The organism is Bacillus sp. TCT6 (assembly GCF_056033845.1).
The window spans coordinates 62762-79460 of sequence record NZ_JBVYHX010000003.1 but is presented as its reverse complement, the minus strand read 5'-3'; the positions used below and the strand labels follow the sequence as shown (position 1 = coordinate 79460).

Sequence of the window (16699 nt, the reverse complement as noted above, 5' to 3'; positions counted from 1 at the left end):
CTAATTTTTAAATATAAAAGTTTATTTATTATCAATGACTTTAATAGCATGTAAACCATTGCTACTTTGCACAGAAAGTCCTAACTCAATACAGTATTTTAGATAATTCACGATATCTTTTGTAATAACTTCGCCTGGTAAAAGGACAGGTATCCCTGGTGGTGTTACCAGAACGGATTCTGCTGCCACTCTTCCAATAGTTTTATCTAAATCTACATACTCAAATTTGGAGAAGTACGCTTCTCTAGGTGTCATAGCCAATGTAGGTGGAGTTAATGTTCTTATAGCACTTTTACTCTTAGTTACTCGATCAAAATCAATTGGTATTGAACCATTCTCAAATCGAATAGCTAATGACTTTAATGATTGTAGTAGTTGTTCAATATCAGATTCATTATGACCAATTGTTACAATGAAAAGAATATTATTCACATCGGAAAGCTCGACTTCTATGCGATAATCATCACGTAAGATATTTTCAACTTCCCTACCTGTTACGCCCCAGTTTGTCACATTTATACAAAGCTTTGTCTCATCTAAAGCAAAACTAGAACTTAAACCCTTCAAATCCTCTGGTCCTAAGCAAGAAAGCCCTGGAATTTTATTAATTGAACCTCTTGCAATGCGAGATAAATTTAATGCTCGTTGCAACAATTCTTCTCCATTAACTGCTAGTTGTTTGCGAGCTGCATCTAAAGAAGCCATTAATAAGTAGGATGCGCTAGTAGTCGTAATTAAAGAGAAATTTTCTTTAACCCTATCTAGACTCACCAATCCTTCTCGAACATTGATCACACTTGTTTGAGTAAATGAACCGCCCATTTTATGCATACTTGAGGATGCAATATCTGCACCTGCTTCCATTGCAGATATAGGGAGATCCGGATGGAAATGTACATGTGATCCTTGAGCCTCATCCACTATGACTGGTATTCCCTTAGAATGCACATAATCAATAATGGCTTTCAAATCAGTTACAGCGCCATAATAAGTAGGGTTTATTACACATACACCTTTAACATCAGGGTGAGCTTCTAGAGTTTGCTTTATATTTTCTAAGCTAATCCCATGGCAAACACCATAGACAGAATCAATCTCAGGAGATATAAAGATTGGTACTGCACCAGATAAAATTAGTCCACTAACAATAGAAGCATGTACATTTCTAGGAATAATAATTTTATCACCTGGATTACAAATGCTCATTATCATAACTACATTGGCGCTACTAGTGCCCTGAACACTAAAAATGGTGTAATCAGCTCCAAAAGCGTCCGCAGCCAGTACCTGTGCCTCGTGAATAATACCAGTAGGATGACGTAAATAATCTAATGGAGGTATACCCACTAAATCAAAATCCAAGGTATTTTTTCCAAAGTAGGTTGTAAATTCTTCATCTAATCCTCTTCCCTTTATATGACCAGGTGTATGCATTTGTAAATAATCACTATTTATATAATTCTTCACACCAGTAATTAAAGGAGTCTCATATTGTTTACTTTTATTCTTCGATAGAAAAATTTCTTCTTTAAGTTGCAAGAGATCACCTCAACTAATTAGATTGATTTATTTTAAAAAATAATTCCCTGACCTATGTAGCGGCATAAAGCAGCTTTATATGTTCTCCTCCTAAATTCAAAATTTCTTAAAATTCCTTTTTTATTATATATTCTAAAAATAATCATTAAAAGTAGGCACTTTATTGTGTCAAAGTATCTTGTTATATACATACTAACTTTTAATTAGTTAATTATTTATAATTAATTTTATGTCGTTTTTATTGTCTTAAGGAAAAACATATGAAATATGCTACGAATCTCTTAGTTTTTCCTAAGAAATCCTGTAATAAAAAAGGATCCTAAATATAGGATCCTAAATAGAAATTGTATCTTCCTAAAAATGTGATTAAACTTTCACTTCTTTAGAAAAATCCTGCATATGAAGTATGTAGTTTCTAGCACTTTCTTCTAATTTTTCATCTGATAAGTTATTGTGTTCTGCACCATATACAGCAAAAGTCGGTAAGAACTTCATCCCAGTATAAAGGCATGAAGCCTGATAAGGTTTTAATAATTCACTCAATGTATACTCGTTTGCTGCACCTGCTTGATATTCCTTCTCTGCTACACCAGCAGAAATTGCTAGGCCAAACTCTTTTCCTTGAAGCTTATCTCCTTTAGAACCATATGCAAATCCGTATTCTAAAACATCATCAAACCATTTTTTTAATAACGGCGGAGAGCTGTACCAATAGAATGGGAACTGAAAAATATAACGATCATGTTCTAATAATAGATTTTGTTCATATTCAATATCAAAATTCCAATCTGGATAACGTTTATATATTTCATGTACAGTAAATTCTTCTGGGTGCTTTTTAATCTCCTCAAGCCAACGTTTATTTACTCGAGATTCTTCAATATTTGGATGTGCAATGATTACAAGTGTTTTCATGAAATTTCCCCTTTTCAAAAAAATAATAAATAATAAAAAATATCAATACTATTTTTATATTCAGTAATATTGATATCATGTAATATATACTAATCTTTAAAGTACATACTTTAAAGTACGCACTTTAAAGTGCTATAGGAACCTTGAAGTGCTATAGGAACCTTGAAGTTCCTATAAAAATAGAGGAGGCTTAGTTTTTTATTTAATTTCAAAAACATTATAGACTTAATACTAGTAAAAGGAGCGATTTTATGAAAAAATATAATTTTCCTATTGAGGCAACTCTTGATGTTGTAGGTGGTAAATGGAAAGTAGTATTATTATGTATTTTACTAAATGGAAAAAAGAGAACCAGTGAAATTAAACGTGCTATGCCAAGCATTACCCAAAAAATGCTGACACAACAATTAAGAGAATTAGAATCAGATGGAATTATTAATCGTACTGTTCATAGTCAGGTACCGCCAAAAGTAGAGTATTCTTTAAGCGAGTATGGACAAACTTTAACTGCTGTACTTGATTGTATGTGTGAATGGGGACAATGCCATATACAAAAGCAATTAGAAGATAGTAATGTTAAATAATCTCCATATTAATTTGAATAGCATTCATAATATAAAACCATTGTAGAATCTAAAATGAAAATTCTGATTTCGTTGACTTTTCTAATTTCGTGAATATAATTAAGTTGTCATATATGGTCTACACATCTTTTTTCCAATAACTTGATAACACTTGGTTGAAGAGGATGTTCTATCAACCAGGACTTCTTCTTTAAAATTTGTTTAGGTTAGAAGATTATTAATACAAAAAAAGAATATATGATAAATTTATTTAAGGGCGGAGAGGGGATTTTATTTATGAACGTGAAAGAAAAAATGCGATTGGGCGAAATGTATTGTGGATTTGATAGTGAATTAGTCAAGGCAAGAGAAAATGCAAAGAAAATTACAAGATTATATAATGCAACAACTGATGAAGAACGTGACTATCGTGAACTACTGATTAAGAAACTTCTTGGAAAGAATGGTTCAAATACGTTTATAGAGCCAAATTTCCGTTGTGAATTTGGTTACAATATTGAGGTTGGTGATAATTTCTTTGCAAATTTTGATTGCATTATCTTAGATTGTGGTAAAGTCGCAATTGGAGATAATGTGTGGCTTGGACCAAGAGTACAGATTTATTCTGTAAACCATGTTAAAGAACCACAGGCTAGAAGAGAAGGATATGAAATTGCAGCACCTGTAAACATTGCTGATAATGTTTGGGTTGGAGGAAATACGGTAATAAATATGGGGGTTTCTATTGGGGAAAATAGTATTATTGGATCGGGAAGTGTTGTCACAAAAGACATACCACCTAACGTAGTTGCAGTAGGAAACCCTTGTCGAGTTATAAAAACAATAGATTAATTATCTATTTTAAAAGTAACGTAAAATATAAAGTGGAAATTATTTCCTTTAAACTTAATATTAAACTGTAAAGATAAATCACCCGTAGTAAGTTAGGAAATTTAAAATACGGGTGATTTTTTTGTTTTAAATTTAAAATATTATACTGAAAATACTTGCGCTCTAGATAGTTTGAAATACAATATTAGGTTCATTAATATCTTCTAAATAATTTGTACCAATCTCACACATTTGAAATAAAATAGCTTCTAACTCATACCCCTTAGATGTAAGAGAGTACTCTACTTTCATTGGTACCTGTTGATATATTTTCCTCCCAATTAACCTATTCTGTTCCAACTCGCGTAGCTGTTTTGTCAGCATTTTTGAAGTTATTCCAGGTAGTAAAGATTTTAATTCACTAAAACGTTTCTTTTCAGAAATTAAGTAAAATAAGATTAACATCTTCCATTTACCAGTAATCATATCAGATAGTAATTCTAATCCACAATTGTAAGTTACTTCTTTCAAATGCATCACCTCGATTGATATAGATGAAAAGATATAATTTTGCGAAAATATATCTTTTCTATAAAAAATTTTATCATATATAGGTAAAGTATAAAATAACAAAAAAGCTATCTTTTTACAGTTGGGGTATTGTCACATTGCCATCAAGTTAATATTTTGGGGTATTTGCTTTTATTAGGTTGATGGGCATATATGGTGACCCCTAATATACATGTTACTCAAACCACTTTAAGAAACAGTTTTATATTAAACACTCTTCGTAATGGAATAGATCCGATTCAAATCAATGTTAGGCTTAAAAATTCTCAAATCTTTATACCCTTACATCAATTTTTTTTATGAATTAGTAAATAAAATAAGGTTTAAAACACGAATAATCTTTATTTTCCATAATTCCTAAATCGACTAAATTCCGAACAATGGAATTGAATAGCGGTAAGTACTAAAAAGAGAATTTACGAAAAATGTTGTTTTTGAGCATGGATTTTTAATAGGGGAAATAGGCAGAGAAAATGTAGCTGCATTAGTGAAAGATACAGTTGAAACACCAAATGATGTATCTGGAGTGGTGTATATTTTAATGGGATCTGAGGGGAGTTGGGAGCTTCAGCTTGCAAAAGAATTAAAAAGTTCCAGTTATGATATTGATTTGAATAATCTATAAAATTCTAATCTATTATTAAAATACTTTCTGAAAAAAATCTTTTCATATTCTTCTATAGCAGTTTCTTTAGGCGTATCTAATGCAAATGTATTCAAAGGCACTAAATACTTATAAATGAAAGTATAGACCCCGTAGAGTTCATCTTTATTACAATTAGTAAAACAACAAGCATAATTACTAGAATTTCAAACAAATTGATTAACAATTTGTTTAATAATTGCTATAATAATTAATAGAAGCTAGTATATTTTTAAACAGTGTGTATAAACTAATAAAGACAGGATGCGTCAACATCCTGTCCAAGTAACTGCTACCGCAAGGTGGTCGGTTGCTAAAATTAAATTATCTTTTTTTAGAACCGCCCTTTCGCTTGCAGGCATTTTTAGGGGCGGTTCTTTTACGTTTACTGCCGAGTTTTTTGACTAGCTTATTTGCATAAGCTGTAAAAAATGCTGTAAAAAAGATTTTTGCAGCATCTTGCAATAAATTAAGTAAAAAATCCATGTAAAGTCACCTCCTTTCTCCTTTAAATAAGAGAAAGGATAGCAACTCGACCGCCCTCACAATATACAATTACTTATTTAAGTTTACCATTTTTATCCCCTTATCATCTACTAATTTATCTATTTTAGTAATTATTTTACACTTTTACACTTGTGTAAAAGTGTATTATCTTATTAGAGCTTCTTATATCTAGCTTGAAAGGTGGTATTCTATGAATCTTAAGAAAAACAACAATCTGCAAAAATAGAGGAATACAGCAGGAAAGAACTAGTAAAACTAAATGAACTCGTATTGTATCAGCAAAAAATAGCGATGGTAGCATTCAATTATACTGCTTACCTTTAGAACTTGAATATTGGGTTCTTTCTTGTATGAAAGCTGCTTCAGCAGGAAAAAATCCATTTCCATGCAAGGTTGCTTTTGGAATTATAGACACAAAATTTTATGTTGAATTCAAGTAAAATAAAAACACGTTTAGCAGGTTAATAAGAAGGGGCTACTCAATTTGAGCAGCCCCTTCTTTTACATCACATGTAACTATTTAACGAATTACAAACCATATAATTTTTTTCAGCAAATTCAATCAAGTAGTTCTCTGTTATCTTTTCCTCACCTTTAAAAGTCAATTTTTGTTCAATAGAATCATAATCAACAGAAGAATAATTTATAGCATTTCGCATTCTATTAAATACAGATATTATGAAAATAAATTTCTCCTTCTGATAGATCTTCAAAGATTCTTTTTTTATCAAACAAATCCAACCTATAAAAATTTAAAGAACATAAATTTTAGCACCGGAAACAGAAATTACAAGGGAAACTTCAGAACCAACTCTTAATTTTTCAAGACCAACAAATTGTGATTTGTCAAAAGTCCCAGCTATGGACTTTGGCTGATTTTCCGGAATAAAAATCCCTTTAGGGAACGCCTCCATATAAATCTTTCCACCTGTTTCCCTCACCTTTTGTACTACATATGTACCAGTTGTAATACCAGGACTATTTATTTGGTTTAAAGAATGACTCTTAGAATTTTCAGCAGCTTTGACTGAAATGGATGCATAAGTTCCCTCTCCATTATTAGCTTTCGTATCCTGTGCCGCAAATGCATTCCCTGTAGCAGAGAATAATAAACCTGTTACTAAAATACCACTAGTTATTTTTTTAACATGGAAAATCCTCCTTTTTCGGTAAGTATTTTACATAAATAAAGATATCATATTTTTCTATTTTTATAATATTATAATTTATTTATAAATATTTAACTGAATATTCTATTAATAAATTATAATCACCCTAAAACTACGATTTTAAAGGGAATAGTCGTTGAATTCCATCATTTTTCCGCTTTCTGAATTGTAGAAAGTAATACGCTATTAGAATATGGAGAGAAGCTTGTTGAATTAGCCGAGCAATTAAAGTTTTTAATGGTGCTACCCCATGCCCATCAAGCTAAGGGGGACAAGAGGGTATATGTGAATGTGTTTTTTGAAATTTTTACGACTACACTAAAGGTGTGCATAACAAATAAACCTATTAAATAGGTGTTTTTAAAAATATTATGCAACTTGGAAACCTTGTGACAACGTACAATCATACACAACACCTAAGATATCAAAGACTGTTTTCTTTTCATACCGGTGAGATTTTCGTCCGTTTTTTTCTAACTGGTAAAACAAACGCAATAAAATTTTTAATAATTCATGGATGCCCTTCTTTAGTCCCTCATAAAACAATAGATAATAATTCTTTATCATATAGATGGATTTGTATTCACTCAGCTCTTTCTTTTTCTTATCTAAGAGTAACTGACGCATTTTGAACATCGTCGATGAACAGAGTAAAATACTAATGAGTTGCCCATATAAATGGCATTCTAAGCGTTCTTTCTTAATTTCTTTGCACCTGTCAATTTTAAAAAAAGATTTCCATGTTTTGAACAAAATTTCAATTTGCCAGCGTAATGAATACAAGTCATGGATATGTTCCGTTGGAACATTTTCTGTAGAAAGATTCGTAATATACACGTTGATCCCACTCAACCGTTTACTTCGTTCTTTGTAGGTAATACCTTTCTTTTTTTCTTTTTTGGCTTGTTCCTTCAACCTTTTCTCTGTTTGTTCTTTTGTTAATCGATGAATAATAACACGAGCTGGTAATTTTTGATACTGTCCAATGTATGCCTCTGAAATCTCCATTGTTTGACCAGGGGACAATTGATTCATGATTTCTTCCATATCTAACTGAATATAGAGTGACCCTTTCTTCAGGGTCCCATTTCGAAAATACTCTGGCCTATCATTCTTACGATAGATTCGAGAATTTAATTTCAAACGTGAGATATAGTAAGCTCGTTTATCATGGATATTCTGTAAATCATGTAAGTCAAAATAGCCTAAATCTCTTATATACAAGTTTTTTGGTCGAATGGTTTGTAGGCTTGTTGAACCAAAGGCTTTATCATTTTCTCTTCCTTCTCCTACATAAACGTGCAGGAACTTCCCACTCAATAAGTCATACTCTAATTGAATTTTGACTCCTGCCGTATGGCTACTTCCACCCGAACCTTGATAATGTGAAGAAAATATATCTGGAAGCTGAAATGTTGTAGAATCTAGAATCCGAATGTGCTTAAAGGTCGTGGTGTATTGATGAATTATTTCTTGTGTTGAATGAATTCTTTGAGTTAGAAGTTTAGCTAGAACTTGTTCAAGAAACTGTACTGCGGAAGCATTAAATCGTTGGTTAAGCCCTTCAGGGCTGATAAGAACACCTGTAGATACTTCAAGACAGCTACATAATTGTGTGAGTGATGTACTTGCAACTTGTTGGCTAAGCCATACACATAAAGCAACTAATTCCTTTGCTTGATATTTACTCTTTCGATGAACGAATCCTATTTCTTTAGCTAAGTGCTCTAGAACATGGGGAGACATATATTGTTGTAATTTTTCAGCAATCGGTTGAAGTTCGTCAAGAATCGGAAGATCCATAAAAAAACGCCATCCTTTCCTATAATTCTACAAAAAGGATAACGTCTTTTTTTCTTTATGAATAGTGCAAAACCTTAGCTTGATAACGATGTGGCGGTACCCCATGCAAATTAATTTAAGAATTCAGGATTTTCCTAAAATGAAAAAATGAGGTTTTTTGTCACAAGTCAGCACAAAATTTCGTTTGGTTATTTGTTTTTTGGGGTTGATGAAGACGTGTTGCTACTCCTGTAAAGGTAGTACCAAGTAACTAATAAATTATGCCTGTTTTATATAATTTTCGCAAATCACTTTGACTCATTAATTGTTATCATTATAAAATAATATAAGGATATATTTTACTAGCAGTTATATGTTTAGGTATATCCTTTTTGTAATTATAAGGAAGAAATTTAAGTTAAGACTGAAACAATAAGTTAGGAAAACTAAACTACGCAGCAGACAATGCAAAAACTCATGAAGGTCTGTCTATTGTTGAAGAAAAGAATTACTAAGAGAAAAAGGGGATAAGTTTAAAATGAATATTAATAAATCATTTAAGGGTATCGCAATAGCAGGGTTAAGTGTTAGTTTCATGCTAGTAGGTTGCACATTAAATACATATGGACTTACACAGTCAGAGTATAGAAAAGTAGATAAGTATTATGATGCAGATAAAATGGTATCTGACCTAAAGAAATTACACTATAGTGATGAACAGATTGAAAATCAACTAAGAAACGCCTTGTCTAGAATTGAGTATGAAAAGGGAAGTAAGGAAGACGAATCAAGTAGTAAAGAAAGTAAATCAAATGTATCAGACACAGAAGGTGAAAACAAGGTAAAAGTATCTGAAGAAGATTACCCTTATCGTTTGACTGAACTACACTTAGAATTCCAGTATCATTTAAAAAAATTAGAAAAGAAAACTGATGAATTATTTACAAAAGAGGGTGTCTACATAGGTGAGATAGATTCCTTAATTAGTCACATTAGTTTGGACATAAACCGTTTTGAAAAAATCAAACCACCTAAAAAGTATGAAGACTACCAATTTTTAATACAAGAAGGGGTAGAAGAGATTAGAAAACACCTAATAAAAATAGAAGATGCAGTTAGACAGTATGATGCCCGTAAGTATGATGGTGAATATGATAAGGATAAAGCAAAAGAAAGCATACAAAACGGTATGTTTGGGATAGATGATGGTGTTTCTAAATGGGAGACAGTATTTAATGGGATAAACGAGAAATACCCTGATGTAGAGCAAAAGGTAAAGGAAGAGAACCAGAAACATGCGAAAGAGGGTCATCGTGAGGAAGATTTAAACGACAAAGTTAGTGGTTCAGAAGTTGATAAATACAAAGCAGCCATCGTAGAAAATACAAATAAGATGGATGAAGTTATGAGAATGATACAAAATATAGGGCATTCAGATATAAAGGATTATGAGTCAAAGAAAAGTGAAATCCAATTGAGTTTGGATATGGCAAAAATACACGTAAGAGACATCAAATACCTTGAGGCACCTAAAGGGTTAGAAGTTGAACAAAAAAAGATAAAGCAGGCAATGGATAATTACTGGAATGCTCTGCAATTACTCTCAGATGCATTAGAAGAACAAAATGATAATAAGTTGGAACAGGCAGAAAACAAAGCAGAACAGGCAATGAAACTATTTAAAAAAGCAACTGAGAGTATTAAAAGTAAAACGAACTAATCATGAAAATGGGCATATGGCGGTAGCCCTATTGCAAATTAACAAATAAAAAAGATAAGATCTGAGATTAGGATCTTATCTTTTCACAAAGAGAAATATTTTGCAAAATATCTTATTATTCAATTTCTTGTTTCCTCTTATGCTTTTCTTCTTGGTTAAACATCTATTGCGTCATACGCAAATATGTACACTTGATTAGCCAATAGTTGCCTTATACGTTATATAGGCTAAAATAACGGAAAGGTTTACTCTGATAAAATCCAAATGACTACAAATATTCCTGTAACCGCCGCAGCTCCAAAAAATCCTAACAACATTTTCCCATAAGTACCAGTAACAACTTCTTTTAAATCTGCTTTTGCCTTTTTCTTGTCTTCTCCTGTTGAAAAGAGATAACTAATAAAATGTACGACTAGTGAAACTAATGCCGCGATTATTTCTATCATTACTTATGTACCTCCCTAATATATGCGAACTATTAATTAGCCAATAATTGTCTTATACATTATATCAGCTAGGGTACATGCAAATATAACAAGTTATTTGTATAACTTATTTTTAAAATGGATATATTAAAAAAATATACCTAATAATTCCTTGGCGTACGAAATTCTTGTTATGTTGGCAGGACCCCATCGCTATCAAGCCAAGAAAATATAACTACCCCCAGAACAATATTTTATGCTAATTTGTAATAAAAAAGCTCATTTTTTCGTTTTGGGGCTGATTTGTATTCTTAAGTTGATGGGCATGTGGTGCTACCCCTATAAGAACTATTAATGCGTTATTGAAATTAAAATACCTAATTACTGCAATCGTTAGGCAATCGCATAAATAACCGGTACACTTACAGAATTACCTGCTTGTCGGTACAATTGTGTGTCTGAGTTTACTTCCTTTGCACAATCAAACGTCCAACTCGGAAACCCCTGGAGCGCTCAGCACTCTTTGGGTGTAAGCCGCCTAACTCTAAAATCCTTTGTTACTACTGCCTAATTACAAGATGTATCTAACGTCTGGGCAACACCTTTTCCTACTCTCCATGATGAAAGGTAGAGCATCCAAAATCTTATGTATCTTATTGTGAAACAAATGAATGGAGTGGAAGCTTCAGGGGTATTAAGGAAATAAAACATATTAATATGAATAGAGATGCAAATGGCCTTTCTAAAACGTTCAGTGGTACAGTTCAAGCAAATTTAGAAGATCCTAACAGAATTTTCTATATTGTTAATGGTGATTTTCATAATAATGGTACAACTACTTTTGATGGTAATGTATCCATTACTGTAGGGAAGCATGGAAGTGTAGATTTTAGTGCATCTTATGCGACGAGTCACTATAAATATACTTATAAAGAAGGAAATGTATATTTTTAAGTTGATAAATTTTTAAAAAGTCGATTACTTCTTAATTACATGCTAATTTAATGGGAGTAATCTCTCTGCAGCCTAAATATATTCTGTTCATTCAAATTCTAATAGGAATTCTAATAATCATGGCACTAATTATTATTACTGGTGAATTATATGATGTTTCAAAGACTATGGGTGATTTGCTAGTTGCTGAATTAATTATAAGAACACTTTCTTTCGTAACAGGACTTGTAGTAATTAGTAAGGCGTTTGAAAAGTATTCTAAATAGTTATTAGTACGTTATTTTCTAGCAATTTATAAAAAAGGGTTATTCATATTGAGTAGCCCTTTTTACTATTTTTCACAAAAATAAGTACACCCACTAATGAATGTACTCACTTCCAAAATTTCCACCAGGTTTTCTTTTGTGCTGCCGCTATTTCTTCCTGGGCTGATACAATAGTACGTTTTGCATCTTGAATCTCTCTGACCATCTTCATAAGATTATCATCCCTTAGCTCCAACCTCTTTTCTATCCTTTCTTCACGTTCCTTACGATCTCTCATATCTTCCTCAATTAATGTATTCCGTTGATCTATGCGATCACTTAATCTCTTTTCCATTTCTATTAGATTTGCTTGCTGCACCTTATTAATTTCTTCTATCATAGCGCTATATTGTTGTTGGAATTGATATTGCATTTGATAAGGGACTGGATCAGTACCCTGGGATTCCTCTTTCTTATTAGCGATTCCAAACTGCTTTGCAATCATTTTCGCAGCTTTTTCTAAAGTCATACCATCTTGCTTACTCAACTCTACTAACTGTTCAATAAGTACAATATCAAATTCTGTATATTCCCTTCTCCCTCGACTATTTTTTCTTACATCATACCCTTCACGTTCAAGGACATCCGAATACTTTCTAAGTGTGCTGCCACTTACCCCTAAACGACTATAGACCTCATTGCTGGTATATATTACTTCTGCTTCTGACATAGCGCTACACCACCTCCTATAAGCAAAATTCCATATCCAAGGTTTAATACCTCTTAAAATCCATCGACGAAGCTCGCAAAGTCTTTGCTAGGTTTTGTCGGAATAGGTAGATTGGAAATCACACGAAATCATTCGTGATATTATTTGTTTCAAAAAAATCATATTTTTTTAAAATTACTCTTAAAAAACAGGGAAAGAATTCTTATAATACGCAACGTAGGCTTCTGTTGTGCTAGTTATAAAAAAGGAGGATATTTTAACTATGAAAAAAACAAAGGGAAGAAAGAAAAAATTAGATGTAAAGATTCGTTTTTGGGGATTCAAGCTTTTCGTTAAATATTCTGCTTAACAAAATATTTATATTCAAATTTTATTTATAAAACCTCTTCATAAAAGAACGTTAGTTCGTGTATAATGAGAACAAACGTTCTTTTATTTTGGGAGGAATCACGATGTATGACTATTCAATCCTACCGAATAGAATCATCTTATGTGTTGATTTACGCAGCTTTTATGCTTCAGTGAGTTGCATCAAAATGGGACTCGATCCCATGCATACAAAGTTGGCTGTAGTCGGCGATGTAAATAGAAATGGTTCAATTGTTCTTGCAGCAACACCACCCTTAAAGGCCCTGGGCGTAAAGAAGACGGCAAGACTATACGAGATTCCTCGAAGAAAAGATATTCTTGTTGTGAATCCGATTATGGGAACATATATAAAATGCTCCAATTACATAACAAAACTAGCTTTACAATACGTTCCTATTGAGGATTTTCACCAATACAGCATCGATGAATTTTTCATGGATATTACCGATAGCATTCATTTATTTGCCAATGATCCATACGAATTCGCTATGAAGTTTAAGCGTGAAATATATGATTATACACGAGTTGAATGTACAATTGGAATCGCTCCTAACCCACTTATGAGTAAGGTTGCTTTAGACATTGAAGCTAAGAAGAACAAGGACGGAATTGCTCTTTGGAAGTATGAAGATGTCCCTACGAAATTATGGAGCATACGACCGCTTAATAAGTTTTGGGGCATTTCGTACAAAACAGAAGAAAAGTTGAATCGAAAAGGAATACATTGTATCGGAGATTTAGCCAATTATCCTCTTAAATATTTAAAACAGAGTTTCGGCAAGATTGGGGAGGAATTGCACTTACATAGCAACGGCATTGACTTCAGCCGTATTTCGGAGAAATACATTCCTACTACAACTTCAATTGGAAAAAGCCAAATTCTAATGCGTGACTATACAATAGAAGAATTTCCAATTGTTCTACTGGAACATATTGAAGAAGTTTGTTATCGGCTTAGAAGACAAAACAAACTTGCTCAAACCGTTCATTTCTCTGTTGGTTATAGCAAAAGTTATAACGGTGGTATTAGAAAAACACATACTTTAAGTCGTCCAACTAACTTAACAATGGATATTTATAAGATTTGTACATACTTTTTACATCAACAATACACTGGCGAACCGATCCGCAGCATAAACATTTCTCTAACGAATCTAATTCGAGAGGGGGAGGAACAAATTTCTCTTTTCGATAATGTCACGCAGCGAGAACAAGAAGTAAAATTAACAAAAGTAATGGATGAAATACGCACACGGTTTGGGAAGAACAGCATATTGCGGGGGATTTCCTACACGCATAGCGCCACAGCACGATACAGAAACACACTAATAGGGGGACACAAATCATGAACAACGCTAATATGCCAAAAGGAAGAAAAATGATCAAATGGACTCCGTTCGCAGCAATGCCTGAACAGTTTGCTGGTATTCGTGAAATCATCAAGGAGAAAAACAAAGTAACTCGGCCGATCTTAACAGATGACGAAAAAGAATTAATTGAGAACATGTTGTTATGTTCCTTAGTATCTGAAGAAGAAATACTAATTACATACTACGAAGAAGGTTATTTACTCTCTAGCTATATGACTGTTGTTAATATTGATCCACCAAATAGTGCTGTTATATGTACCGATGCTTTTTATAACAAGATAAAACTCCAATTTTCTAATATAATAGGTGTAAAATAGAATAAATTAACGTTATCAAGTTAGAGGTTCATTTAAGGGAGTGTAAAAATGCAAAGGAATCAGTTAAGAAAGAACACAGCAGGAGTAGTTATTCATAATGATATTAATAAATATCCCTTTCTAAATATACCTATGATTATTAATGAAGAAGACGGAATGGTTTATGAGGTGTTAAACGCTGGTTTTTACACTAACGATGCAGTAGCAATGATAACAACGGATGATTTTGCTACAACCAGGGTAAATGCACCGATTATAACAGTAAAAAACAATGATGGTAGTATTCAAGCATATCGCTTACCTTTAGAGCTGGAATATTGGGTACTTTCTTGTATGCAATCTGCTTCAGCAGGGAAAAATCCATTTCCATGTAAAGTTTCTTTTGGAATTATAGACTCAAAATTTTATGTGAAATTTGTAAATAGACAAAAAACTATTTAATTTTAAAACCTAAAACAAGCATAACCCCGTTCTAAATTTAGGACGGGGTTAAAATATAGTTATTTAATTTTCGATATAAGATACTTCACTGTACTCAAAAATATAACAATAAAGTCATTTGGAAATCTATGATTTATTCAACAATAGCGCGCAATTCTGGAAGATTTCAAAAACGTTTATTTTTCTTTTAGCATTGAATACTTTTGATAAGTTTTATAGAAGCTGATACCAACGAAAACAAGCATAAGGGCTGGAAGCAACCTCAAAAGGACAAATGGAGTTTCAAATAATAATGCTTTCCAAAACAATACACCTTTCATACTCCAAAGACCTTCAGTTAAATATACACCTGAATTCTTGTAAAGCATATGAAAATAAGGCAATAACAGTATACTAATACCAGATGAATAACCCATCAATCTTTTATAATAATTGCTCTTTGATTGGCGATCCGAGAAGATTTCATTTTGATCATCATCTTCTTTTTGCCAATATCGAGTTCCACTAAGCCAGGGCCCTTTTATATAATTCCAACCAAAATCTTCATATATCCCTCTGTAATCTTTAAACTTTTTCTTTGACAAATAATCTTGATAATCCAGTCGCATCACATATCTCTTGTCGGTTTTTTCGAAAGTGTATATTCCTAATCCACTAATATTTGTACAACGATAGCCTTTTTGCAATTGCTCATTCAGCCATTGCTCCTCTTTTTCGATATCAAAAAATATCTTAGCTGTCTTCATTCGATTCACTTCCTTCGTACAGGGATAAAATATGTAATAGCCTATTTTGCTCCATTTTCAAAATGGCACTTCCTTCCGCAGTTATCATATAAACTTTTCTCCGACCTGACTCTCCAACAGATTCAATCCAACCATGCTTATTCAAGTTTTCAATCGCACCGTATAATGTACCAGCTGCTAAAATAACAGTACCGTTACTTATCTTTTCTATCTTCTGCATTACGGCATAGCCATGGAGTGGCTCACGCATAGCTAATAAAATATAATGCATGGTTTCAGACAACGGTAGTAATTTATGTTTCATATCCTCACCCTTTATTCAGTTCGACTATATAGTTCAACTTAATAATAAAGTAATACAGTTCAACTGAATAGTCAACAACATTTTCGAAATTAGTCAAAGAAACTTAAAATAAATAGCTTGATAACAAGGGGGAAATCAAGCTAAAAAGTCACCTTCCTTACGTAAGGGAAAGCGACTTTTTGTGTAGTGTTATTCAATTAAATGGCTCAATTGTTGAATAACATGACCAGCATTTTTTAAATAACTTTATTATGTTTTAAACGAATTTATTGTAAATTAAACAACTTTATTATTTCTGGACAAAATTCAAATGAAAAAGGAGCAATATTTTTGCTCCTTTTTATTATTAAAGAGTTTATAATCTTCCTTATCCTACACGCATAGCGCTACAGCTAGACACAGAAACACATTAATAGGAGGACACAAATCATGAGTAACTCCAATATGCCAAAAGGAAGAGGAATGATCAATAGACTCCGTTCGACGCATTGACATCTCAATTTGACGGAATATGTGATTTGAACCATAACTTCGCCGTTCTGGCAAGGTTATGGTTCTT

The 16699-nt window shown here is 32.5% G+C and carries 18 protein-coding genes and 2 pseudogenes; 9 read left to right on the top strand and 11 right to left on the bottom strand.

Going from position 1 to position 16699, the window contains the following annotated elements; all coding sequences use genetic code 11:
• Positions 1 to 21: 21 nt before the first annotated feature.
• Together AC0ONG_RS29200 and AC0ONG_RS29195 are read right to left on the bottom strand one after the other, a co-directional pair.
• Entirely contained in the window at positions 22 to 1539 is a 1518-nt protein-coding gene (locus AC0ONG_RS29200; protein WP_228546496.1) for an aminotransferase class I/II-fold pyridoxal phosphate-dependent enzyme, read from the bottom strand.
• Between the two features lie 366 nt (positions 1540 to 1905).
• Positions 1906 to 2454, bottom strand: a complete 549-nt coding sequence (locus AC0ONG_RS29195) for an NAD(P)H-dependent oxidoreductase (protein ID WP_474205243.1) — start codon at positions 2452 to 2454, stop codon at positions 1906 to 1908.
• A gap of 251 nt (positions 2455 to 2705) precedes the next feature.
• On the opposite strand from AC0ONG_RS29195, the gene AC0ONG_RS29190 reads away from it, so the two are divergent.
• Together AC0ONG_RS29190 and AC0ONG_RS29185 are read left to right on the top strand one after the other, a co-directional pair.
• Positions 2706 to 3038: a winged helix-turn-helix transcriptional regulator gene (locus AC0ONG_RS29190; RefSeq protein ID WP_474205241.1), complete on the top strand. Its 333-nt coding sequence runs from the start codon at positions 2706 to 2708 to the stop codon at positions 3036 to 3038.
• 276 nt (positions 3039 to 3314) lie between these two features.
• Entirely contained in the window at positions 3315 to 3869 is a 555-nt protein-coding gene (locus tag AC0ONG_RS29185) for a sugar O-acetyltransferase (RefSeq protein WP_097888400.1), read from the top strand.
• Between the two features lie 162 nt (positions 3870 to 4031).
• On the opposite strand, the gene AC0ONG_RS29180 is transcribed toward AC0ONG_RS29185, so the two are convergent.
• Positions 4032 to 4385, bottom strand: coding sequence for a winged helix-turn-helix transcriptional regulator (locus AC0ONG_RS29180; RefSeq protein WP_097888424.1), 354 nt, complete (start codon positions 4383 to 4385; stop codon positions 4032 to 4034).
• A 466-nt stretch (positions 4386 to 4851) separates the two neighbouring features.
• Between AC0ONG_RS29180 and AC0ONG_RS29175 the strand changes: the two are divergent.
• A pseudogene (locus tag AC0ONG_RS29175) lies at positions 4852 to 5043 on the top strand (TIR domain-containing protein); the annotation flags it as partial.
• A gap of 342 nt (positions 5044 to 5385) precedes the next feature.
• On the opposite strand, the gene AC0ONG_RS29170 reads toward AC0ONG_RS29175, so the two are convergent.
• The 3 genes from AC0ONG_RS29170 to AC0ONG_RS29160 all read right to left on the bottom strand — a co-directional run bounded on the left by AC0ONG_RS29170 (position 5386) and on the right by AC0ONG_RS29160 (position 8540).
• Complete coding sequence (locus AC0ONG_RS29170; RefSeq protein ID WP_176546566.1) at positions 5386 to 5547, bottom strand: hypothetical protein; 162 nt, start codon at positions 5545 to 5547, stop codon at positions 5386 to 5388.
• Between the two features lie 773 nt (positions 5548 to 6320).
• A complete protein-coding gene (locus AC0ONG_RS29165) occupies positions 6321 to 6482 on the bottom strand; it encodes a hypothetical protein (protein WP_474205238.1) in 162 nt (53 codons plus the stop codon).
• Between the two features lie 624 nt (positions 6483 to 7106).
• Complete coding sequence (locus AC0ONG_RS29160) at positions 7107 to 8540, bottom strand: IS4 family transposase (protein WP_474205236.1); 1434 nt, start codon at positions 8538 to 8540, stop codon at positions 7107 to 7109.
• Between the two features lie 517 nt (positions 8541 to 9057).
• Between AC0ONG_RS29160 and AC0ONG_RS29155 the strand changes: the two genes are divergently transcribed.
• Entirely contained in the window at positions 9058 to 10239 is a 1182-nt protein-coding gene (locus AC0ONG_RS29155) for a DUF7018 domain-containing (lipo)protein (protein WP_001024592.1), read from the top strand.
• A 245-nt stretch (positions 10240 to 10484) separates the two neighbouring features.
• Here AC0ONG_RS29155 and AC0ONG_RS29150 read toward each other — a convergent pair whose 3' ends face one another.
• The gene (locus AC0ONG_RS29150; RefSeq protein ID WP_000569755.1) at positions 10485 to 10685 is read right to left on the bottom strand and encodes a hypothetical protein; all 201 of its coding nucleotides are present in this window, start codon (positions 10683 to 10685) and stop codon (positions 10485 to 10487) included.
• Positions 10686 to 11057: 372 nt separating this feature from the next.
• A pseudogene (locus AC0ONG_RS29145) lies at positions 11058 to 11279 on the bottom strand (DNA cytosine methyltransferase); the annotation flags it as partial.
• A gap of 102 nt (positions 11280 to 11381) precedes the next feature.
• On the opposite strand from AC0ONG_RS29145, the gene AC0ONG_RS29140 reads away from it, so the two are divergent.
• Together AC0ONG_RS29140 and AC0ONG_RS29135 are read left to right on the top strand one after the other, a co-directional pair.
• Complete coding sequence (locus AC0ONG_RS29140) at positions 11382 to 11618, top strand: hypothetical protein (RefSeq protein WP_474205233.1); 237 nt, start codon at positions 11382 to 11384, stop codon at positions 11616 to 11618.
• A 50-nt stretch (positions 11619 to 11668) separates the two neighbouring features.
• Positions 11669 to 11884, top strand: coding sequence for a hypothetical protein (locus tag AC0ONG_RS29135; protein ID WP_474205231.1), 216 nt, complete (start codon positions 11669 to 11671; stop codon positions 11882 to 11884).
• 106 nt (positions 11885 to 11990) lie between these two features.
• On the opposite strand, the gene AC0ONG_RS29130 is transcribed toward AC0ONG_RS29135, so the two are convergent.
• Positions 11991 to 12593, bottom strand: coding sequence for a DUF3967 domain-containing protein (locus tag AC0ONG_RS29130; RefSeq protein ID WP_474205229.1), 603 nt, complete (start codon positions 12591 to 12593; stop codon positions 11991 to 11993).
• 452 nt (positions 12594 to 13045) lie between these two features.
• Here AC0ONG_RS29130 and AC0ONG_RS29125 point away from each other — a divergent pair, with 452 nt between their 5' ends.
• The 3 genes from AC0ONG_RS29125 to AC0ONG_RS29115 are packed head-to-tail and all read left to right on the top strand — an operon-like array spanning position 13046 to position 15090.
• Positions 13046 to 14311, top strand: coding sequence for a Y-family DNA polymerase (locus AC0ONG_RS29125; protein ID WP_474205227.1), 1266 nt, complete (start codon positions 13046 to 13048; stop codon positions 14309 to 14311).
• The gene (locus AC0ONG_RS29120) at positions 14308 to 14649 is read left to right on the top strand and encodes a YolD-like family protein (RefSeq protein WP_474205225.1); all 342 of its coding nucleotides are present in this window, start codon (positions 14308 to 14310) and stop codon (positions 14647 to 14649) included. The genes AC0ONG_RS29125 and AC0ONG_RS29120 overlap by 4 nt, the downstream gene beginning before the upstream one ends.
• A gap of 48 nt (positions 14650 to 14697) precedes the next feature.
• On the top strand, positions 14698 to 15090 hold the full coding sequence (locus tag AC0ONG_RS29115; RefSeq protein WP_098992737.1) for a hypothetical protein: 393 nt from the start codon (positions 14698 to 14700) through the stop codon (positions 15088 to 15090).
• A 176-nt stretch (positions 15091 to 15266) separates the two neighbouring features.
• On the opposite strand, the gene AC0ONG_RS29110 is transcribed toward AC0ONG_RS29115, so the two are convergent.
• A complete protein-coding gene (locus AC0ONG_RS29110) occupies positions 15267 to 15836 on the bottom strand; it encodes a DUF2812 domain-containing protein (RefSeq protein ID WP_474205223.1) in 570 nt (189 codons plus the stop codon).
• The gene (locus tag AC0ONG_RS29105; RefSeq protein ID WP_098992736.1) at positions 15823 to 16140 is read right to left on the bottom strand and encodes a PadR family transcriptional regulator; all 318 of its coding nucleotides are present in this window, start codon (positions 16138 to 16140) and stop codon (positions 15823 to 15825) included. The genes AC0ONG_RS29110 and AC0ONG_RS29105 overlap by 14 nt, the downstream gene beginning before the upstream one ends.
• Between the last annotated feature and the right edge of the window lie 559 nt (positions 16141 to 16699).